19 protein-coding genes are annotated in these 20,278 nt (G+C 46.7%); 11 read left to right on the forward strand and 8 right to left on the reverse strand.

All coding sequences use genetic code 11. The features are described from left to right. Window positions 1-82: 82 nt before the first annotated feature. Window positions 83-1,243 (reverse strand): THUMP domain-containing class I SAM-dependent RNA methyltransferase, encoded by a 1,161-nt coding sequence (locus tag ACYCSE_RS18830; RefSeq protein WP_023987994.1) that lies wholly within the window; start codon window positions 1,241-1,243, stop codon window positions 83-85. A gap of 157 nt (window positions 1,244-1,400) precedes the next feature. Between ACYCSE_RS18830 and ACYCSE_RS18835 the strand changes: the two genes are divergently transcribed. After that, the gene (locus tag ACYCSE_RS18835) at window positions 1,401-2,045 is read left to right on the forward strand and encodes an O-methyltransferase (RefSeq protein WP_459699314.1); all 645 of its coding nucleotides are present in this window, start codon (window positions 1,401-1,403) and stop codon (window positions 2,043-2,045) included. 109 nt (window positions 2,046-2,154) lie between these two features. Here ACYCSE_RS18835 and ACYCSE_RS18840 read toward each other — a convergent pair whose 3' ends face one another. Next, the gene (locus ACYCSE_RS18840) at window positions 2,155-3,375 is read right to left on the reverse strand and encodes an MFS transporter (protein ID WP_061828619.1); all 1,221 of its coding nucleotides are present in this window, start codon (window positions 3,373-3,375) and stop codon (window positions 2,155-2,157) included. 233 nt (window positions 3,376-3,608) lie between these two features. Here ACYCSE_RS18840 and hemE point away from each other — a divergent pair, with 233 nt between their 5' ends. The 10 genes from hemE to ACYCSE_RS18890 all read left to right on the forward strand — a co-directional run bounded on the left by hemE (window position 3,609) and on the right by ACYCSE_RS18890 (window position 15,106). Next, the gene (gene hemE, locus ACYCSE_RS18845) at window positions 3,609-4,655 is read left to right on the forward strand and encodes a uroporphyrinogen decarboxylase (protein ID WP_061828618.1); all 1,047 of its coding nucleotides are present in this window, start codon (window positions 3,609-3,611) and stop codon (window positions 4,653-4,655) included. Window positions 4,656-4,686: 31 nt separating this feature from the next. Continuing rightward, entirely contained in the window at window positions 4,687-5,628 is a 942-nt protein-coding gene (gene hemH / locus ACYCSE_RS18850; protein ID WP_440722931.1) for a ferrochelatase, read from the forward strand. A 7-nt stretch (window positions 5,629-5,635) separates the two neighbouring features. Continuing rightward, on the forward strand, window positions 5,636-7,081 hold the full coding sequence (gene hemG, locus ACYCSE_RS18855; RefSeq protein ID WP_459699316.1) for a protoporphyrinogen oxidase: 1,446 nt from the start codon (window positions 5,636-5,638) through the stop codon (window positions 7,079-7,081). 137 nt (window positions 7,082-7,218) lie between these two features. After that, the gene (locus ACYCSE_RS18860; RefSeq protein ID WP_459699318.1) at window positions 7,219-8,697 is read left to right on the forward strand and encodes a CapA family protein; all 1,479 of its coding nucleotides are present in this window, start codon (window positions 7,219-7,221) and stop codon (window positions 8,695-8,697) included. Between the two features lie 82 nt (window positions 8,698-8,779). Beyond that, window positions 8,780-9,550, forward strand: coding sequence for a glycerophosphodiester phosphodiesterase (locus ACYCSE_RS18865; RefSeq protein WP_459699320.1), 771 nt, complete (start codon window positions 8,780-8,782; stop codon window positions 9,548-9,550). Window positions 9,551-9,589: 39 nt separating this feature from the next. Then, complete coding sequence (locus ACYCSE_RS18870) at window positions 9,590-10,213, forward strand: fumarylacetoacetate hydrolase family protein (RefSeq protein ID WP_069291625.1); 624 nt, start codon at window positions 9,590-9,592, stop codon at window positions 10,211-10,213. Between the two features lie 210 nt (window positions 10,214-10,423). Further along, a complete protein-coding gene (locus ACYCSE_RS18875; RefSeq protein ID WP_025722307.1) occupies window positions 10,424-11,230 on the forward strand; it encodes a DUF92 domain-containing protein in 807 nt (268 codons plus the stop codon). An 82-nt stretch (window positions 11,231-11,312) separates the two neighbouring features. Then, window positions 11,313-11,891 (forward strand): TetR/AcrR family transcriptional regulator, encoded by a 579-nt coding sequence (locus tag ACYCSE_RS18880; protein ID WP_446674453.1) that lies wholly within the window; start codon window positions 11,313-11,315, stop codon window positions 11,889-11,891. Between the two features lie 123 nt (window positions 11,892-12,014). Continuing rightward, window positions 12,015-13,964 carry an ABC-F family ATP-binding cassette domain-containing protein gene (locus ACYCSE_RS18885; protein ID WP_061828610.1) on the forward strand — a complete coding sequence of 650 codons (1,950 nt, stop codon included), beginning with the start codon at window positions 12,015-12,017 and terminating at the stop codon, window positions 13,962-13,964. 152 nt (window positions 13,965-14,116) lie between these two features. Then, entirely contained in the window at window positions 14,117-15,106 is a 990-nt protein-coding gene (locus ACYCSE_RS18890; protein ID WP_459699323.1) for an aldo/keto reductase family protein, read from the forward strand. 19 nt (window positions 15,107-15,125) lie between these two features. Here the strand turns inward: ACYCSE_RS18890 and ACYCSE_RS18895 are convergent, their stop codons facing one another. The 6 genes from ACYCSE_RS18895 to ACYCSE_RS18920 form a co-directional block, all read right to left on the reverse strand. Then, window positions 15,126-16,025, reverse strand: a complete 900-nt coding sequence (locus ACYCSE_RS18895; protein WP_459699325.1) for a LysR substrate-binding domain-containing protein — start codon at window positions 16,023-16,025, stop codon at window positions 15,126-15,128. A 73-nt stretch (window positions 16,026-16,098) separates the two neighbouring features. Next, complete coding sequence (locus ACYCSE_RS18900) at window positions 16,099-17,136, reverse strand: M42 family metallopeptidase (RefSeq protein WP_165175849.1); 1,038 nt, start codon at window positions 17,134-17,136, stop codon at window positions 16,099-16,101. A 13-nt stretch (window positions 17,137-17,149) separates the two neighbouring features. Continuing rightward, window positions 17,150-17,572 (reverse strand): LapA family protein, encoded by a 423-nt coding sequence (locus tag ACYCSE_RS18905; protein ID WP_165175848.1) that lies wholly within the window; start codon window positions 17,570-17,572, stop codon window positions 17,150-17,152. 56 nt (window positions 17,573-17,628) lie between these two features. Continuing rightward, window positions 17,629-19,425, reverse strand: coding sequence for an oligoendopeptidase F (gene pepF, locus ACYCSE_RS18910; protein WP_459699328.1), 1,797 nt, complete (start codon window positions 19,423-19,425; stop codon window positions 17,629-17,631). Window positions 19,426-19,624: 199 nt separating this feature from the next. Beyond that, window positions 19,625-19,813, reverse strand: coding sequence for a hypothetical protein (locus ACYCSE_RS18915; RefSeq protein WP_025715827.1), 189 nt, complete (start codon window positions 19,811-19,813; stop codon window positions 19,625-19,627). Between the two features lie 7 nt (window positions 19,814-19,820). After that, a complete protein-coding gene (locus tag ACYCSE_RS18920) occupies window positions 19,821-20,054 on the reverse strand; it encodes a hypothetical protein (protein ID WP_013309704.1) in 234 nt (77 codons plus the stop codon). Between the last annotated feature and the right edge of the window lie 224 nt (window positions 20,055-20,278).

The following is a 20,278-nucleotide window of genomic DNA, read 5'->3' on the forward strand; positions in this document are numbered from 1 at the left end:
TGATTAAGTAAAGAAAATACAGCACAAATCAGGCCAGAACAACGAACAGAGAGTTCGTTTCCTGGCCTAGGCTTCATCATATTTAAGGCTGCAACGGCGAAGTATCTTTGCGGCGCGGAGGCAGAGGGCCTAGATACTGATAGTATTGGCATTCGATCCGACCGTTAAACAACTTCCGGCGTTTGTCTGCTTTACGGCCCCAATAATGCTCAAATTGCTTGGTGGAGCTGATGGCAAAGAAGGACCAAGTCTTCATTTCGGCTGCCGTGCGTGCGAGTGAACGGATCAGCTTTTCCACCTCGGATTGCTCGCTCAGTCTCTCGCCATAAGGTGGGTTTGTAATCATCACACCATATTGTCCTTCGAGTCTGACTTTAGTTACAGGCATCACCTTAAGAGGGATGTCTTTAGCAAAGCCTGCTGCTTTTACAGCTGCCTCAGCAACTTGTATGGCATTTGGGTCGATATCGCTACCTGCAATTTCAAAAGGAATGTCATCGCGGGTCAAATCCATCGCCTCGTCGCGAGCCTGATCCCATAATTCTCTGCCAATGACAGGCCAGTCTTCCGAGTTAAAGGTGCGTCTCAGGCCTGGCGCAATGTTCCAGGCTTGCATGGCAGCTTCGACCAACAAAGTACCGGAACCGCAACATGGGTCATAGAATGGTCGGTCAGGGCTCCAGCGACTAAGCTGAATAAGAGCAGAAGCCATCGTTTCTTTGAGAGGCGCCTCTGTAACGAGCTTACGGTAGCCGCGTTTGTGCAGTCCTGGACCGGTTGTATCAAGTGTCAGCAACGCACGATCATTCAATAGAATGACCTCAATGACGTAACGAGGGCCATCTTCAGCAAACCAATCTGTGTGGTAGGTTTCCTTGAGCTTTTCTACAATCGCCTTCTTGACGATTCCCTGACTGGCTGGTACGCTACTAAGCTGTGATTTGTGCGAACGTCCCTCTACGGGAAATTCACCATCTACAGGAATCCAATCCTGCCAAGGCAATGCTTTGGTACCCTCGAACAGCTCGTCGAAGGTAGTTGCAGCAAATTCACCCATTTTTATAAGCACGCGGTCTGATGTGCGAAGCCACAGGTTACACCGGCATATATCCATATAATCTCCGGTAAAAACGACGCGGCCATTTTCAACGGTCAGATCTTCGTACCCGAGTTCTCTTAGTTCCCGGGCCACGACGGCTTCAAGTCCCATTGGCGCAGTTGCAATTAGTTGCAGTTGAGTCATTAAACGTATTCACTCCGTCCCCATAATCATGTAAGCTTGGTTCAATCCCTATAGTATAGGTCATTGTACTCGAAGAGACAAATCATTAAGGTGAAAAATTTACGAAGGACACCACGTCCAACCTACGTTATGATTAAGCAAGAAGGAGAGATGAACCGTGGAAATTACACCAAATATGACGCCTGAACAATATGTAGACCAGCTGGTACAAGAGGATGAAGCACTGCGCAGTATCAGGGAGGCTATCGTTAAAGAAGGTATGCCGGAAGTATCCGTTGCCCATCCTTACGGAAAACTGTTGACCTTTCTAATTAAAGTATCTGGCGCACAGCATGTATTGGAAATCGGCGCATTAGGCGGCTACAGCGGATTATGTTTGGCCCGTGGGCTGGGAGAAAAGGGTCGCATTGTGTCACTGGAGCTGAAAGAAGCGTACGCAGCGCTGGCACATCGACATATGGAAAACAACGGCTACGGTGACCGTGTCGAATACCGTATCGGACCCGCAGCGGACAGCTTGAAGGAACTTCAGGAAGAGGGAAGAACTTTCGATTTTTTCTTTATAGATGCAGATAAGGAAAATTACCCGGTGTATCTGGAATATGCGATTGCTCTGGCGAATCCGGGTGCCATTATTGCGGGAGACAACTGTTTCCTTCGCGGACGGACGCTGAATACGGATAAGAACGGCCCTGCCGTCCAAGCCGTGAGACGGTTTAACGAAACGATAGCAACAGATCCGCGGCTGGTCAGCACGCTTTTGCCAGCTTACGATGGATTGGCGCTAGCTCGAGTTAAATAGCATGCATTCCATATGTATAGCTATGAAAAAAAGAACCTCCTTGTCCACGGCAGCGTGAACAAGGAGGTTCTTGTCTGTTAAGGCAAGCTTGTCTTACCCTAAGGTTATCTTACCTGAAATCAGGCGCAGCCTTACGATCAAAGAGCTTCATGCGTACCCAGAATATGTTGACGATTAACAGGACGCCTGACATGATAAACAATCCTTCGATGCCGATAAACCCGGATAGTACCCCGCCAATGACAGCACCCAGCATATTGCCGAGCGCCAGCGAACTGGTATTAAAGCCGAAAGAACGGCTTTCCATTCCTTCCGGTGTATACGTGCGAATCAGCGCATTTACGCTTGGTAGCAGACCGCCCATAAATACACCCATGAAAAAACGGATAATGACAAGTTGCCATACTTCATTGACAAAAGCCTGCGGAATAAGCATAACCGCCGTTCCGAGCAGTGCAATGGTCAAGATCTTGTGTGCTCCTATCTTGTCACTCAGTCTTCCAAGGAGCGGTGCAGCAACCATATTGGATACACCTGTAATAGCCGTAACAAACCCGGCAATCAACGCAATTCCTTCTGCCGATCCATACAGCTTTTGCACATACAACGGCAGCAGAGATACCGTACTGATCATGGCAAACTGGAGCAGAAACGTTACGGTGAACAAAGCCGGAAGCTGGGGCGTATGGCTTAACTCCTTTAATCCGGCAAGAACCGAAATTTGTGGTATGCGTGCAGCTTCCGTTTTGCTGAAATTTTCTTTAACCAGAAACATTGCGATAAGCGAGGCTATAAAAATTAGAGTGCCTGTAATATAAAAGATCGGTCTGAATCCGACCCAGTCAGCCAAAAATCCGCCTAGCAGAGGGCCGAGAATCGTGCCAGCCATCTGACCGGATTGCATAATTCCCATAGCGAATCCGGTTCGCTCTTTGGGAGTGGTACCCGACACTAAGGAAATCGATGCCGGATTGAAACCCGAAATCGTACCGTTCAGCAGGCGAAGCGCCAGCAGTTGCCACGGGTGGGTGACCAAACCCATACATCCGATGACCAAAGCCATACCAAAGCCTGAGCGAAGCAGCATGACTTTACGTCCATATCGGTCAGCCAGCTTCCCCCACAAAGGCTGGAACATAAATGAGGTCAAAAAGTTAGCGGCAAAAATAACTCCGGCCCATAGACCAATATCGTGCTCTCCCTTCACATGAAGGTCCTGAGCCAGATACAGGGCGAGGAACGGAGTAATCATCGTAATACCCGCATTGACCAGAAACTGACCGAACCAAAGCACAATGAGATTGATTTTCCATGTCTCCCACGTTTTCAATGTGCTTTCACTTCCTTTCTGCCCATTCTCATCCTGTTGTAAATCCTACTTATCAAAGCATAACTTCTCCCGAGCTTTAAAAAAGCCATTTCTCTAGTATAGCACACTTCATTGAAACTTTATCCAAATGTCATGGGTTTGTCATGGTTTGTTCGAGAGCTGCGGTTGTTACGACCCTTGAAAAAGGGCATAATAAAATATAGTATTTATGATTCGAACTGGAGGCTGAAGTCATGACCTACAATGATACTTTTATCCGCGCTTGCCGCAAGCAAGCTGTGGATCATATTCCCGTATGGTACATGCGGCAGGCCGGAAGGTATGACCCTGAGTATCGCAAAATTAAAGAAAAATACACGTTGCTTGAAATATGCCGCCAGCCCGAGCTGGCCGCAGAAGTGACTTTGATGCCCGTGCGCAAGCTTGGGGTAGACGCTGCAATTTTATATTCTGATATTATGAATCCGGTAGCCTCGCTAGGGGTTGATTTTGATATTGTCAAAAATATTGGTCCGGTTATTGATAATCCGATCCGGTCAGCTGCAGACGTAGACAAGTTGCGTCCGATTGATGTGGAACGCGATTTGGGTCATATTTTGGAAACGATTCGTATTTTGGACCGTGAACTGAACGTGCCATTGATTACGTTCGCTGGAGCGCCTTTTACCATTGCAAGCTATTTAATAGAAGGAAGGCCCTCTAAAGGATATATTCGCACTAAAGCCATGATGTATGGAGAGCCTGAGTTGTGGCATCGCCTGATGGATAAGCTAGGGGACATGGTTATTACATACGTGCGAGCTCATATCGCTAATGGCGGTAAGGCTTTCCAATTGTTTGATAGCTGGGTAGGTGCGCTCTCGCCTTATGATTTTCAAACTTTTGTGCTGCCGACTATCACACGTATTTTCCATGAATTATCTGATCTGGATGTACCTAAAATTTATTTCCCGGGCGTAAGCTCTGGTGAATTGCTTCCACACTTGAATGGGTTAAAAGCCGATGTGATTGGACTGGACTGGCGGGTAAGTATCCCTGAAGGACGTCGTCGCTTGGGCAACGGTTTTGGTGTACAGGGAAATCTGGATCCTTATGTGCTTACTGCGCCAATCGATGTGATCAAGCAGTATGCGAAAACCATTGTAGATGAAGGCATATTGGAGCCGGGTTACATTTTCAATCTCGGTCACGGTTTATTTCCTGAAGCCTCGCTAGATAAGCTAAGAGAGCTTACTAATTATGTGCATGAGTATTCCCGTTCGGTTTTGTCAAAAAATTAATACATTAGAAATGTTAAGAGGTGGTCTACTAATGAAAACCAAAGTGGGTGTACTGGTCATGTCCTACGGGACGCCGGAGAGTCTGGATCAGGTGGAAGCCTATTATACACATATTCGTCGTGGTAATGCTCCTTCGCCGGAGCAATTAAAGGAATTAAAGGATCGTTATGAAGCTATTGTGGGCGGTGTGTTTCCGCTGCGTCAGAATACGGATCGGCAGGTTCAAAACCTGCAGGAAACCTTAAATCGGGAAAATCGCAACCCGGACATTGAATTTGTCTGTTATCAGGGACTCAAACATGCCAAACCGTTTATTGAGGACGGTGTGGAAGCCATGGTGCAAGATGGCATCCGTGCAGCGGTAGGTGTCGTGCTGGCTCCGCATTATTCCGTTATGAGTGTAGGCACTTATATTAAGCGCGCACAGGCTAAGGCACAGGAACTGGATCTGGCCATATCATTTGTGGAGAGCTATTATCTTCATCCTAAGCTGATTAAGACGCTGACTGAGCGTGTGAACGCCAAACTGTCGCTTTTTGAAGAAGCTGGAGCCAAGCGGGATGAGGTTCGTGTTCTGTTTAGTGCGCACAGCTTGCCTGAACGGATTTTGGCTATGGGTGATCCTTATGTTGAGCAATTAATGGCTACTTCACAGGCTGTTGCGGACAAAGCGGGAATTACCAACTGGCAGTTTACGTGGCAAAGCGCTGGTCGTACAGCAGAGCCATGGTTGGGGCCAGACATTTTGGATACCATGCACAGCCTTAAAGAGGAGCAAGTGGAGTATGTGCTGGCTGCGCCAGTTGGCTTTGTTTCTGATCACTTAGAGGTGTTATACGATCTGGATATTGAAGCACAGGCGTTAGCGAAGGAATTAGATATGCGTTTTCAGCGTATTGATTCACTCAACAGTGATCCATTGTATATGGAGACGCTTAGTGATGTCATCATAGACCAATGGAAAAAGGGATGAGGACATAATGGAGCAAAAGTTACGTAATATTGTGATTGTAGGCGGAGGCTTGACCGGGCTTAGCACTGCTTTTTATACACGAAAAATGTACAAAGAAGCTGGCTACACACCTCGAATCACGCTGGTGGAGAAAGCTTCCGTGCTGGGCGGGAAAATTGAAACGCTGCATAAAGATGGTTTTGTAATTGAAAAGGGGCCAGATTCCTTTCTGGCCCGTAAAACGGCCATGATAGACCTAGCAAAAGAGCTGGAGCTGGATCATGAGCTAGTGAGCACAAATCCTGAGGCTAAAAAGACATACATTTTGCATGAAGGACAGCTTCATCCGATGCCTCCTGGCCTGGTGTTGGGGATTCCAACGGAGCTGAAACCCTTTTTGCGCAGTGGATTGATCTCTTTAGGCGGGAAAATGCGGGCTATGATGGATTTTGTCCTTCCGCCTCGCCGTGTACCGGGAGATGAGGCGTTGGGTGATTTTATTGAACGCCGACTGGGCAAAGAAGTGCTAGAGAATGTAACCGAGCCACTGCTGGCGGGGATTTATGCTGCCAACATGAAGACGCTAAGTTTGCAGGCGACCTTCCCACAATTTGCTGAGGTAGAGCAGCAATACGGAAGCCTCATTCACGGAATGATGACAGGTCGAAAACCAGCTGAAACACATACGGGGACGAAAAAAAGCGCCTTTTTGACCTTCCGTCAAGGCTTGCAAAGTTTGGTGCATGCGTTGCTGAATGATTTGTATGACTGTGATTTACGCACCGGAATTGCTGTTACTGAATTCACAAAGACAACGGAAAGTGAAGGCAGCCCATATCGCGTTATGCTGGACAATGGAGAGACGCTGGAGGCGGATGATATTTTTGTAACGACTCCCAACTTTGCTGCTGCGCCGCTATTGCGAGATCATGTCAATGTGGCTGCACTGGAAGCCGTTAATTACGTCTCCGTAGCAAACGTGGTCATGGCCTTTGATAAAACAGATATTGAGAACGTCTTTGACGGTTCTGGTTTTCTGGTTCCTCGCAAAGAAGGACGCAGCGTGACCGCTTGTACATGGACGTCTGCCAAGTGGCTACATACTAGCCCGGACGATAAGGTGCTGTTGCGCTGTTATGTAGGGCGAGCAGGAGCTGAAGACACTGTAGAGTTACCGGATGATGAGCTGACTGCACTGGTACGTAAGGATTTGAAAGAGATGATGGGAGTTACAGCAACTCCGCTGTTCACGGAAATTACACGTCTTCGCAATTCCATGCCTCAATATCCGGTAGGGCACCCGCAGGCTATAGCTGATTTGCGGGAAGAGTTACGCACTGCCATGCCAGGAGTGTATGTTTTGGGCGCTGGCTATGATGCGATTGGTTTACCGGATTGCATCCGTCAGGCTAAGGAATGGGCCTCCCATGCCGTCCAAACGACACAGCAGGAAGCGGTTAAGGTACAGGTGTAAATGTTCGATGATGAACCCTTCGCGATCCAGGCGAGGGGTTCTATTTATATTGAAATTTGATATATAATGGAGAAGGTGTAAAATTCGCCAGCTAATAAAGAAGTTATGCAAATGCAATAGCATAGAAGGAGTGAAGAATGTACCCTCCCAGATCACAGCGAAATGAAGGTCGCAAGAAAGCAAGAAAACCAAAAGTAGGCAAGGCTTGGATCTTTACGAATCTGGTCCTACTGCTTATGATCGTAGGTCTTTTCGGTTATTATTACATATTTGAACACGACAACAGTGGCTCTCTTGGGGAAAATGCCGAGTATTCGCAAACGGAGAAGAAAATCCAAACGGGATCTGCTAGTGAAGAGAGGTCTACTCCCTCGGTCAGTGAAAATGTTACAGACTTGTCAAATAAACAGCTGGACGAAGGCCCCCATGCAGATAAACAATTTGCTGACGATGAAACGAAGCAATCTGCTGCTTCAGACACAAGCCATCGTCCCGCGACAACGTCTGACACAAATGCTCCCGAAGGCAGCTCTTCAGGAGCAAAATTATCCTCGGGGAAAGACGGGCAGGCAGGGAACGATACGTCCAAGGATGTATACGACGGAAATCCATCCGCCGATAAGGGAGGAACGGAGGATGTAAAAAAATCCAAAACAGACGGTGCAGATTCTCCGACAGTCACGCTTCACTTTGTAGGGGATGTGCAATTTTCCGGTAAAGTTGAACAGCGATTGGAGCAGAATGGGTTTGATTTTCCATATCAATATCTCGGAAACTTGTTTCATAAAGACGATCTGACGATGGCCAATCTGGAAACGCCCGTGACAACGAATGGTGTGGGTGCGTTAAATAAAACGTATGTGTATAAATCTTCGCCCAAGGCGTTAACTGCGTTGGCTGCGGCAGGGATAGACGCTGTCAATTTGGCCAACAATCACATTTTGGATCAGGGCACAGGCGGATTACTGGATACACTGAAATATCTGGATGAAAAAGGTATTGCCCATGCTGGAGCCGGACGTAATGCAAAAGAAGCGTATGCGCCGCATTATTTTGAACGTAAAGGGATCAAAATTGCGTTGTTGGGGACTACACGTGTCATGCCTGAAGCCAACTGGAATGCGGGCGCCAAACTGCCCGGTGTAGCAGGAGCCTATGATTCGACCGCTATCGTAAAGTCCATCCGTGAGGCACGAATGCAGGCCGATCTGGTGATTGTCATTGCCCATTGGGGGAAGGAGCGCGCTACTGCACTTGAGCCCCATCAAACCGAGTTATCGCATGCTTTTATTGATGCTGGAGCTGATCTTGTCATTGGCGGTCATCCACATGTGCTTCAAGGGATGGAGCAATATAAAGGTAAATGGATCGCATACAGCACAGGCAATTTTATTTTTTCTAAATCAACGGTGCCAGCCACTTGGGATACAGCGATATTTCAGGCAACCTGTACCCGAAAAGGGGCTTGCGAAATGAAGCTGACCCCTTACCGGGCGGAGCTAGGTCAACCAATCCCATTGAAGGATACGGAGGCCAGCAAAATTTTGCAGAGAGTGGCGGCACTGTCACCAGGAAATGTCTCGATAGGGACGGATGGTACAGTAAGCGCTCAATAGAAGTTCGAAAAGAAATTTTTTATATGGGAATTGACGGAATGATCGTATGAGGGACTCCTTTGTGGATGGAGGTCATAACAAGATGAATCATTTGTGCGTGGCTCACCGCGGTTTTTCGGGGATTGCTCCCGAGAACACGATGGCAGCCTTTCAGCTTGCGTTGGAGCAACCATTTGTACACTGGATTGAGCTGGATGTACAGCTGTCAAAGGACGGTGTTCCGGTGGTAATTCATGATTTTACGCTGGAGCGAACGACGAATGGTACAGGGCGAGTAAAGGATTCGGACTGGAAAGCATTGCAACAACTTGATGCTGGTAGCTGGAAAAGTGCAGAATACCGTGGAGAAATGATCCCCTCCCTCGCACAGGTACTGGATTTATGTCGTGGCCGCGTATCGCTCAATATTGAGCTTAAAACAGCGGGAGATATGTATCCAGGACTGGAGAAAGCCGTACTCCGTGAAATTGTGGTGAGAGGGATGGAGGGAGAGGTGGTATTAACCTCTTTTGAGCGTGCCGCATTACGCCGGGCTAAGGAGCTGTCTCCTGAGATCCGTACCGGATTGATTATCGACGCGCGTCCAGATGACTTGGCAAAGCAACTGGAGCAGCTACAATGCACTTTTTTATCCATGGGCTATCCGCGTTTGGATCGAAACCTGATGAAAGATCTCACCGGACGCGGTATTACTGTTATGGCGTGGACGGTGGATGACCGCCGTATAATGCGAAGATTGTCCTCATTGCATCCTGAATTGATGATTTGCACCAATTGGCCGGATCGCTGGGAGCAGGTTTTTTTGCTTTCCAAGCACCGGATGTGGCACTATATACGTAAACTTATTCGTTAATCAATTGAACTACATACGCGGGAAGGGTGACGGATCGTGATGAACGTGGATATTCGTAATGTTTACTGTGTCGGACGCAATTATAAGCTGCATGCGGAGGAGCTGGGTAATGAGGTTCCCGCAGAACCGATGATTTTTTTGAAGCCGTCTCATGCAGTCGTGCCGCTGGATGGCGCCACGCTGGAGCTTCCTCAGGGGCAAGGAGATATTCATTTTGAGACTGAGCTGGTTGTGGCTGTAGGACGTAAATACGAACCAGGCATGTCCGCAGATACATGTCTGAACGCATTTGCATTCGGCATTGATTTTACACTACGTGATGTACAAAGTGTTCTAAAGAAAAAAGGCCACCCATGGACCGCCGCCAAAGGCTTTAAATCGTCTGCACCCGTGACACCATTCCTGCCTTTAGAAAAATTGGACATGCTGGAGCAGCAGGATTTTTCCTTGCTCAAAAATGGACAGGAAGTGCAGCGTGGACATGTTAAGGATATGATTTTTTCTATCCAGCATATCGTTGAATATATAGCGACTCATTATGGACTGGGCGAGGGAGATATTATTTTCACAGGTACTCCAGCAGGAGTAGGGCCTACAGCAAGTGGGGATCGCTTTGAGCTTTTCTGGGGAAGTGATCGTCAGGGAAGCTTCACCATCGCATAAATTTGTGAATGGCATCCATGAAGAGGATTAAAAAAGGGAAGTTCTTGGTGGTTGGGGAGTAAAGAGAGATTCCCGTAGATAAGCATTGTGAAGGCCGTGTCCTGTGCCAAAGCATGGGACACGGCTTTTATATAAGCGTAGAGCGTTGTACAATAATATACAGAACGAAAAAAGAAAAACGGAGATTCATTTCAAAAGCGGGGGTATATCATGGACTGGATCATCGGATTGCTTTGTGCTGCTGTGGTGGCCGGAGCTGCATTTTATAAAAAATCCTTAACCTTATCTGGCTTTGCCGCGGCTGTACTGATGGGAACTGTATATTATGGGGCGGGTAACCTGTTCTGGTTCGGCACATTGCTCTTGTTCTTTATCACGTCGACCCTCCTGTCGAGGTTCAAAAAGGAGCGCAAGGCTGAACTGGAAAAATCGTATGCCAAAACCGGAAACCGGGATGCAGGCCAAGTATGGGCCAATGGGGGATTAGGTATGCTGCTATGCCTGGGCTATGCGATATGGCCCCATGTTACGTGGCAGCTGGCTTTTGTCGGTGTCATGGCTACGGTCACATCCGATACGTGGGCAACGGAATTTGGCAGCCTGAGTCGTAGGCCACCTCGCTCGGTGCTTAACGGGAAGGTGCTGGCACCCGGAACCTCAGGTGGAGTCTCTGTATTGGGAACGGCTGCGGCCTTGGCTGGGGGGGTACTGATCGGCATAGGTGCATGGGGCTTTGGACACGCCATAGGAACGCCGAGCTTGCCGTTATGGCTGTGGGCACTGGTTGGAGGTATATCCGGTAGCGCGGGGGCCTTTGCTGATTCCTATCTAGGTGCTACAGTGCAAATGATGCGTTCCTGCACGGTTTGCGGACGAGAAGTAGAAGTAGACTCACATTGTGGACAAACGACGGTCTATGTACGAGGCTGGCGTTGGATGAGCAATGATCGGGTGAATAGCATTAGTTCTATTTTCGGAGGATTGGTCGCTCTTGCAGGTATTTTTTTAATACTCTGAACACAGAGCTGGAGATCGTTACAAGGAATTAACTGTTATAAGAATTGACCATGTTTCAATCCTTGTATAAGGAGGTGCTAAGATGGGCGATATACACAGAGATAAATATGAAGCTATTTTGGACGCAGCTTACGCCGTCTTTGGCACCAAAGGCTTCTATGAAAGCAAAATTTCCGAGATTGCAGAACAAGCGGGAGTTGCCAAAGGCACAGTATACTTGTACTTTAAAAGCAAAGAGCAGCTATTTACAGCAGTCACACGTAGAGATTGCGAGCAATACCTAGCCGAAATGCAAGGTGCATTAATTAATCGTACTTTGGGAGAAGGACTGCTGCGGATGGCGAATTTGCATCTGCACTACTATTACAAGCGTAAGCAGCATACTAAATTATTTTTTATGACCCCCAACAGTGATCCCGATCTAATGGAGTTTATGCGGGGATTTATTCAGGACTATACTGATTTGGTCAACAATAAACTGGCGTCAGAGGGTGTACAGCAGTCCGAGTTTCATGCGAAGGCATTCATTGGTATGTTGGAACGCCTGAAAATGGATATTTTATTGAATCAAGATTTCCGCGAATGTGACGTGGATCAGACGGCTGAATTAGTGGCGAACTTATTTATGCATGGCTGTAAAGCCGGAATACAAAAATCCTGACACATCTTGTTGCTAAAAAACCGTACTGACTTCGTTCAGGTAACGGTTTTTTTAATCATTGGCTATGTCTGTGTTAAAATAAACAGGATGCATCACAAAATTGGGGAAGAGTAGGGAATCCGTATGAATATTATGACCGTTGAACATATAACGAAAAGCTATGGCGAGAAAATGTTGTTTGAGGATGCTTCCTTTGGTATGGATGAACGTGACAAAATAGGAGTCGTCGGTGTAAATGGCACCGGTAAATCAACGTTTTTACGGGTAATTTCAGGATTAGAGCCGCCAGATGATGGCAATATTGCAGTGAACAACGATGTGCGAATTCAGTATCTAGCACAAAATCCGGAGTTTGATCCCGAAATGAAGGTACTCCAGCATATTTTTCACGGAAATCAGCCTGAGATGAAAGCAGTCCGAGAATATACGGAAACCATGGAGTTGTTGGAGTTAAATCCGGGTAGCGAGGAGCTTCAAAACCGTCTATTGCGAGCAAGTCAGCAAATGGATACGTTCCAGGCATGGCAGCTAGAGAGTGAGGCCAAAAATATACTTACCCGGCTGGGGATCACTCAGTTTGAGTCTCGTATGGGCGTTCTATCCGGCGGGCAGCGCAAGCGGGTGGCTTTGGCGGCGGCTTTGATCCAACCCTGCGAGCTGCTCATTCTGGACGAGCCTACAAACCACATTGATAATGAGTCTGTTGAATGGTTGGAGCAATATTTGCAAAAAAGACGTGGTGCGTTGTTAATGATCACGCATGATCGCTATTTTCTGGATAGAGTTGCAAATGTCATGTTGGAGCTGGATCATGGCCGCCTTTTCCGTTATGAGGCTAACTATACCCGTTTTCTGGAGTTGAAGGCAGAACGTGAGGAGCGGGAAGCGTCTACGGAACAAAAAAGGAAGAACCTGCTGCGTAATGAACTGGCCTGGATTCGCCGTGGAGCAAAGGCTCGTTCCACCAAGCAGAAAGCGCGTATTGACCGATATGAGCAGCTTAGGGATCAGCAACCGGAAGCTCGTTCTGGATCTGTAGATATGTCCGTCGCCTCCACACGTCTGGGTAAAAAGATCTTGGAGATCGAGCATCTGTCCAAATCGGTAGATTCTCGTAAGCTGATACAGGATTTGAGCTACATTGCGGTTCCTGGTGATCGTGTTGGTATCCTAGGTCCTAACGGTAGTGGGAAATCCACTCTGCTCCAAATGATTGCGCAGCATATAGAACCGGATTCCGGCAACGTTGTGCTGGGACCGACGGTGAAGCTTGGCTATTTTACTCAGGAACATCAGGAAATGAACGAATCATTACGTGTCATTGAATATATTAAGGAAGAAGCCGAAGTGATTCGTACAGCAGACGGTTCGACGATTACAGCTGCACAAATGCTGGAACGTTTCCTGTTCGCACCAAGCGCGCAATGGACGGTTATTTCCAGGCTGTCTGGAGGCGAAAAACGGCGCTTGTATCTGCTTCGTGTTCTGATGTCGGCACCGAATGTGCTATTGCTGGATGAACCAACAAATGATCTGGATATTCAGACCCTTTCCGTTTTGGAAGATTATCTGGATGAATTCCCAGGCGTGGTTTTTATTGTTTCTCATGATCGCTATTTCCTGGATCGGACAGTGGACAAAATACTGGCGTTTGAAGGGGATGGACAGGTACGAGTACATGTAGGGGACTATAGCGAGTATGCAGAATGGATTAGTAAAAATGCTCAATCTTCTGTGAATACGTCTGTCTCGACGAGTACGGCTTCCTCGAATCGCTCTTCCGCGCCTAAGTCTGCGGGTCCTTCCGATTCAGTCAAGGAGACAAGTAAAACCAAGCTTAAATTCACCTTCAAGGAACAGCGGGAATATGAGCAAATTGATGAGCTGATTGAACAAGCCGAACAGAAGTTGGCCGACATTCAGCGACAGATGGAAGAGTCTTTCAGTGATTCAGCACGACTACAGGAGCTCATGGCTGAGCAAGTGAAGGCCGAACAGCATCTGGAGCATCAAATGGAACGCTGGACCTACCTGAATGAGCTGGCCGAGCAGATTGAACAAAGTAAATCTTAAAATACAGAAGCAAGTCACCATTCAGAGTGGAGGCTTGCTTTTTTTATCGAATTATTAATATGTTTTTCATATTAAAAGTGTGTGAATTATATATTTCTAATATTAAATTACGGTGGGTATAATGGATTGCATATGGGAGGGAGGAATTGAAAATGGAATATCGTAAACTTGGAAAAAGTGGATTAATGGTAAGTGAGATCGCATTGGGAAACTGGATCACCCACGGTGCTCAAGTGGATGATACTATAGCGCAAGCCTGTGTAAACGCTGCACTAGACACAGGGATTACCACGTTTGATACTGCTGATGTGTATTCGGATACCATGGCGGAAACGGTTTTAGGTCATTCTTTAAAGGGAATACGCCGTGAAAGTATTGAATTATGTACTAAGGTTTTTCATCCCACAGGTACCGGACAGAATGATAAAGGGCTGTCTCGCAAACATATCATGGAGGCCTGCCATGCTTCTCTTCGACGCCTGCAAACGGATTATATTGATGTATATTATGCACACCGTTTTGATCCAACCGTATCGCTTGAAGAAACTTTTTTGGCCTTATCCGACTTGGTGCGGCAAGGGAAGGTTATGTATGTAGGAGTAAGCGAATGGACAGCAGAGCAGATAAAGCAAGGAGCCGCTCTGGCTAAGGAATTAAAGGTCCCTTTCGTGGCAAGTCAGCCCCAATATTCCATGCTGTGGCGTGTCATTGAAGCTGAAGTGATTCCCGCTTGTGAGCAGGAAGGGATTGGGCAGGTGGTTTGGTCACCTCTGGCACAAGGTATTCTTTCTGGTAAATATGCAGCAGACAAGCCGTTACCCGAGGGATCACGAGCTTCTACGACAGCAGGGTCACCATTTTTCGAACGTTTGGCTGGACAATGGTTACGTAAAGAAGTCCTTTTGGCAGTAAAGAAAATTCAGCCGATTGCAGAAGAATGCGGACTGACGCTACCCCAGCTTGCAGTCGCATGGGTTTTACAAAACCCGCAAGTGTCCTCAGCTATTATCGGTGCTTCCAAGCCCGAGCAGGTTAATGAGAACGTAAAAGCCGCGGGTGTCCGTCTAGATGAGCAGGTCATGAGACAATTGGATAGCATTTTAAATGGTATTGTTGAACGTGATCCGAGAAAAACAGGTTAAGATATACGATCAAGGAGATTTACATGTCTAACTCTTCGTTACAAGCTGTTTCTTCAACCACTTCCAGAAAATGAGTCAGAACAGTTTCGTGTGTACCTGTTTTCCATGCAGCATAAAGTGGGATGGACGGAGACTCTTCTTGAAAGGAACGAAATACGACATCACGGCGTTGAAAGACAGAAACGGAAGAGGGGACAATGGAGATACCTATACCGGCCGCTACCAAGTTAACGATCGTATACATTTGAACGGCTTCCTGTACGATTTGAGGCTGAAATCCGTGTTGTCCGCAAAAGTCCAGTATGAGGTTATGAAAAGAAGCTCCCATATGAGGCGGAGACAGGATAAAAGATTCGTCCGCTAATGAACGTAAAGACAAGGTTGAATGGTGGGCTAACGGATGTGTTTGAGGAAGAACGGCCATGAGTGATTCATTGGTGTAAAGACGAGAAGTGATATGTATAGATGGATCTGCACAGCGCAGGAAGCCTACATGAACTTTGCCATCGTGTATAGCTTTCAGTTGTTGGACAGATGTCATTTCAAATAACGTAAGCTTCACATCTGGAAAACGCTCTCGGAATTTCTTCAAGGCATTAACCATCAGACTGCCAGAGGCTGAATCTACAAAAGCGATGGATAATTGTCCGAATTTCCCCTGACTTGCAAGCTGTGTGATCTTGATGGATCTTTCCAATTGTGCAACCATGTTTCTGGATTCTTCTAAAAATATCGCTCCTGCTGACGTAAGTCGAACTTGTCTCTTGGTTCGTTCCAAAAGCTTCACGCCAAGCTCTTCTTCAAGGCTTTGAATTTGTTGGCTCAAGGGAGGTTGGGTAATATTCAGTTTTTTCGCAGCACGGTTAAAATGTAGTTCTTCCGCTACTGCGATAAAGTAACGTAGTTTTTTCAGATCCATAGCTGTGATTTCCTTTCACTAAGCCTTCACCGACCTATTCTCCAGTGGAACAGGTCGGTTTTTATCGTTCGAATTAAACCATCACATAAGCTGCAAGCAGACGTGCAGTGTTCACCACGGCCTGCTTGTGCGTGCGCTCCATGGCATGGGAGGCGTGTACGCCAGGGCCGATCAACGCAGCACGGATGTTATTACCGGCTCTTAGTGCAGCCGAAGCGTCTGAACCGTAGTGCGGATAAATATCTACCGCATACGGAATATTCAGCTCTTTGGCCAGCTCAATCAGACGGGTCGTCATAGTATAGTCATAAGGTCCGGAGGAATCCTTGGCACAGATAGAAACATCCGTTTCCTTGCAGCTCAGATCTTCACCCATACAGCCCATGTCGACAGCTATCATCTCACTGATTTCTTCAGGTATGTAAGCCGCTCCGTGCCCCACTTCCTCGTAATTGGAAATGAGCAATTTAACGGTATATCGAGGCTTCCAGTTTCCATGTACAGCAGATTCCAGTAAACCAAACAGTGCAGCTACACTAGCTTTATCATCCAGATGGCGTGACTTGATAAATCCACTGGGTGTTACGACTGGACGCGCATCGAACGAAATAAAATCGCCCACCGCAATACCGAGCTGAAGCACGTCTTCTTTTGACCCGACAAGCTCGTCAATCCGTACCTCCATATGGCTCTCTTTGCGCTCAAAGCTCCGTGCATCATCATAGACGTGCACGGATGGATGGCTGGACAGAATAGTGCCTGTATACGTTTGTCCACTTCGGGTATGAATAAGGCAGTATTCGTTCTCAATGCTGTTCATCATGAAGCCGCCGACGGATGTCAGACGTAGGGTGCCTTGTGCTGTAATGGAACGTACCATTGCGCCCAATGTATCCACATGTGCGCTCAGCGCCACCGTATGGTCCGTTTCCTGACCTTTCAGAGTCAAGATGGCACCGCCTTTTGCATTCCATTCGATTTGCACCCCGAGGCTTTCCGCTTCTTTACGAATCAGCTCCATCACATGGTGTGTATACCCACTGGGACTGGGTGTGTTCAGTAGCTGATTTAAAAAGTTCATCATATAATCTTCATTTAATTGAATCGTCATTTGTTGCTCCTCCTCATTTGGACAACCGATCAGGGTTAGAGGACGGTTGCTCTATATCTTGGTCGAATGTAGACCCTGTGCTGGAAGAACCCGTCGAGTTATAGGTCACATCCGCGTTTGCTTCCACCGTGGATGTGTGCTCTTCTTGTAGTGTATGAAGCTGAGTAGTCAGACGTTTAATCTCTCTCTGAAGCCTATATTGGCGGAAAATACCGAAAGAACCGACAATAAGTCCACCTAGAAGAGTGCAACCAAGAATAAGCAAAATCAAAGGAATGCTAACCATACTGAATAGAAGGTTCACTTGAACCGAATTCACATTAATAACAGCAAATACAGCTGTTAACAAAGCAATAACAAGAGCTGCGATCAAAGACCATTGTGTTTTCAAAATGCCACCTCCTCCCGTTACATTATAAAATCCCTTGCCCGCCATGGACAAGGGATTTATCCGTGCATCATTTCAATGCTGGATTTTAAGTGCGCACGGTTTTACTTTCCTTCAGTTAGCTTTTCCATTTCTGTAATGACTTCTTCGAATACGCTCATCGCTTCGCGGATCGGCTGCGGAGAGGACATGTCAACGCCAGCTTTTTTCAAAATATGGATTGAATAATCGCTGCCACCGCTCTTCAAGAAGCCCAAGTAACGGTCAACGGCTGGCTGGCCTTCTTCCAGAATCTGTTTCGAGAAACTGGTTGCTGCCGAGAAGCCAGTAGCATACTTGTAGACGTAAAAACTGTTATAAAAATGAGGGATCCGTGCCCATTCCATTTCAATGTCTTTGTCTACCTTCATACCAGGCCCGTGATATTTCACATTCAGATCATAGTAAATCTCTGATAAAAGCTGCGGTGTAAGGGATTCTCCCTGTTCAGCGCGTTCATGTACAATTTTCTCAAATTCCGCAAACATGGTTTGACGGAATACCGTTGTGCGGAATTGATCTGCATAGTAGGTGAGAAGGTACATTTTCTCTTTCGGATCGGTTGATTTGTTCAGCAGGTAGTCCATTAGCAACGCCTCATTGGTTGTAGATGCCACTTCAGCCAGGAAAATGGTGTACTGTGCATCTCTATACTTCAATGCGTTGTCTGAATAGTACGAATGCAACGCATGCCCCATTTCATGAGCAAGTGTGAACATGCTGTTCAGGTTATCTTTATGGTTCAGCAGCACATATGGGTGGGTACCATAAGCTCCCCAACTGTATGCACCAGTACGTTTGTTTTCGTTTTCGTATACATCAATCCAGCGCTCATCATAGCCTTTTTGCAACGAAGCCAGATAGTCCGCGCCCAGTGGCTTAAGGCCTTCCTTTGTTTGCTTTTTGGCGTCTTCATACGTAATGTCCATCTTGTATTCGTCTACAAGTGGAGCGAACAAATCATACATATGGAGCTCATCCACACCTAACAACTTTTTACGCAGCTTGATGTAGCGATGGAGCAGGGGCAAGCTTTCATGAATGGTATCAATGAGATTCGTATACACTTCCTTCGGAATATTGTCACCGTACAGTGACATTTCCAGTACAGAAGGGTATTTGCGAACACGAGAATAAAAAATATTTTTGTTTACATTGGCACTTAGTGTAGAAGCAATTGTATTTTTATTTTTGGCATATGTGTCATATACCGCTTTAAAAGCACGTTCGCGAACTTCGCGGTGCGGACTTTCGAGGAATTGAATGTAGCTGCCATGAGTCAGCTCAACCTCTTTGCCGTTTTCATCCTTAATTTTTGGAAACTTCAGATCGGCATTGTTGAGCATGCCAAAAATCGTTTGCGGGGCTTGAGCCAGATTGCCAACCTGAGCGAGCAACGCTTCTTCTGTCTTGCCCAGAATATGTGCTTTTTCCCGCTTCATTTCTTGAAGTGTAAACCGATAATCTGCAAGCTTCGGATCTTCAATGAAGGCATCGAGCTGATGATCCGGCAATGCCAAAATTTCAGGCGTCACGAAAGAAAGAGACTCGCTAACCTCAACGCCTAATTTTTTGGCTTTTTGCGAAAGACCCTGGTATGTAGGTTCAGCTGTATCCTCATCATGATGCAGATGTGCGTACACATATACACGCTCGGTTTTAAGTGACAATTCATCTTCCAATTTAAAGCAGCTGCCAATCGACTCTGCTGAATTGAGCTTGCCTTGGAATTGTTCAGCCTTTTTGGCTAGTTGTTTGACTTCTTCGTATTCTTGATCCCATGCTTTGCGGTTGGGAAACAAATCTTCCAGTTTCCATGTATCTTCCACTGGCGCATCAGCGCGTTTTACAATTTCACTCATGGAGAGCCTCCTCTGATCGAACGTAATGTGGGGTAGAGCTGCGGCAGTAAGGGACGGATGCCAAAACGAAGAAACCGCCACGCTTACCGTAAGCAGCAGGGCAAGAGGTTTTACAGGATGCATGTAACGGCAAATCCTCCTTATACCATGGCTTGTTATGCCATAGTATGACCTCTTACGCCCGAAAGTATAATTTTCCTTACTGTGGGTTGGAACCTATATTTAATAAGCTGTATACAATGAGATAAAAGGCAAGGCAAACCATGATTACAGCAGTGAGGGCCATCCACTTTTTGAGAGGAGTCGGTATCGTATCACGCTTCATGATCAGCACTCCGCCCAGCGTGAAGGCCAGAATAATGAAGATGAGATAGCTGTTGGACACCATGAATAGGCTAGACCTGTTTGAAAGCGTTCATGATCCGCTGCCACTCTTCCTCATTATCTTGAAAGGACTGCTTGGGAAACCGATTTTGAGCCCAATGCATTAGTGCCGGACGGCTTAAAAACGTGTGGGCTTCCTCGCCCCAATCATCGGATATTTCCCGTAGAACGATGTAACGGCCCTGCACCTCGACAGTCATCATGTTCCAATTGTCTTTTTTGTATATTTCGTGTTTTTTCATCATATGCATGTCTCCGATTTTATAGATGTTTTGGTTCATGATACCGCAGTTTCCGCCGCAAAAGCAAATCATTCCAGCCCAAAAAACCCGGAAAAACATCAATTGCATTGTGAAAAAGCATGAAGTATAATATGGATATTCGCCATAGATGGCGGTATTTTTAGGAGGTTGTTCACTTGAAAGGTACAGTTAAATGGTTTAACGCAGAAAAAGGTTATGGCTTCATT

The sequence above is a fragment of the Paenibacillus sp. SEL1 genome (assembly GCF_054602535.1).

Coding starts and splice junctions, on each gene's coding strand:
- hemH (WP_440722931.1), top strand. CDS start 4,687: ATGAAAACCAAAGTGGGTGTACTGGTCATGTCCTACGGGACGCCGGAG.
- ACYCSE_RS18920 (WP_013309704.1), bottom strand. CDS start 20,054: ATGATGAAAAAACACGAAATATACAAAAAAGACAATTGGAACATGATG.
- ACYCSE_RS18830 (WP_023987994.1), bottom strand. CDS start 1,243: ATGACTCAACTGCAACTAATTGCAACTGCGCCAATGGGACTTGAAGCC.
- ACYCSE_RS18915 (WP_025715827.1), bottom strand. CDS start 19,813: ATGGTGTCCAACAGCTATCTCATCTTCATTATTCTGGCCTTCACGCTG.
- pepF (WP_459699328.1), bottom strand. CDS start 19,425: ATGAGTGAAATTGTAAAACGCGCTGATGCGCCAGTGGAAGATACATGG.
- hemG (WP_459699316.1), top strand. CDS start 5,636: ATGGAGCAAAAGTTACGTAATATTGTGATTGTAGGCGGAGGCTTGACC.
- ACYCSE_RS18875 (WP_025722307.1), top strand. CDS start 10,424: ATGGACTGGATCATCGGATTGCTTTGTGCTGCTGTGGTGGCCGGAGCT.
- ACYCSE_RS18890 (WP_459699323.1), top strand. CDS start 14,117: ATGGAATATCGTAAACTTGGAAAAAGTGGATTAATGGTAAGTGAGATC.
- ACYCSE_RS18895 (WP_459699325.1), bottom strand. CDS start 16,025: ATGGATCTGAAAAAACTACGTTACTTTATCGCAGTAGCGGAAGAACTA.
- ACYCSE_RS18900 (WP_165175849.1), bottom strand. CDS start 17,136: ATGACGATTCAATTAAATGAAGATTATATGATGAACTTTTTAAATCAG.
- ACYCSE_RS18880 (WP_446674453.1), top strand. CDS start 11,313: ATGGGCGATATACACAGAGATAAATATGAAGCTATTTTGGACGCAGCT.
- ACYCSE_RS18860 (WP_459699318.1), top strand. CDS start 7,219: ATGTACCCTCCCAGATCACAGCGAAATGAAGGTCGCAAGAAAGCAAGA.
- ACYCSE_RS18885 (WP_061828610.1), top strand. CDS start 12,015: ATGAATATTATGACCGTTGAACATATAACGAAAAGCTATGGCGAGAAA.
- ACYCSE_RS18905 (WP_165175848.1), bottom strand. CDS start 17,572: ATGGCGGGCAAGGGATTTTATAATGTAACGGGAGGAGGTGGCATTTTG.
- hemE (WP_061828618.1), top strand. CDS start 3,609: ATGACCTACAATGATACTTTTATCCGCGCTTGCCGCAAGCAAGCTGTG.
- ACYCSE_RS18865 (WP_459699320.1), top strand. CDS start 8,780: ATGAATCATTTGTGCGTGGCTCACCGCGGTTTTTCGGGGATTGCTCCC.
- ACYCSE_RS18870 (WP_069291625.1), top strand. CDS start 9,590: ATGAACGTGGATATTCGTAATGTTTACTGTGTCGGACGCAATTATAAG.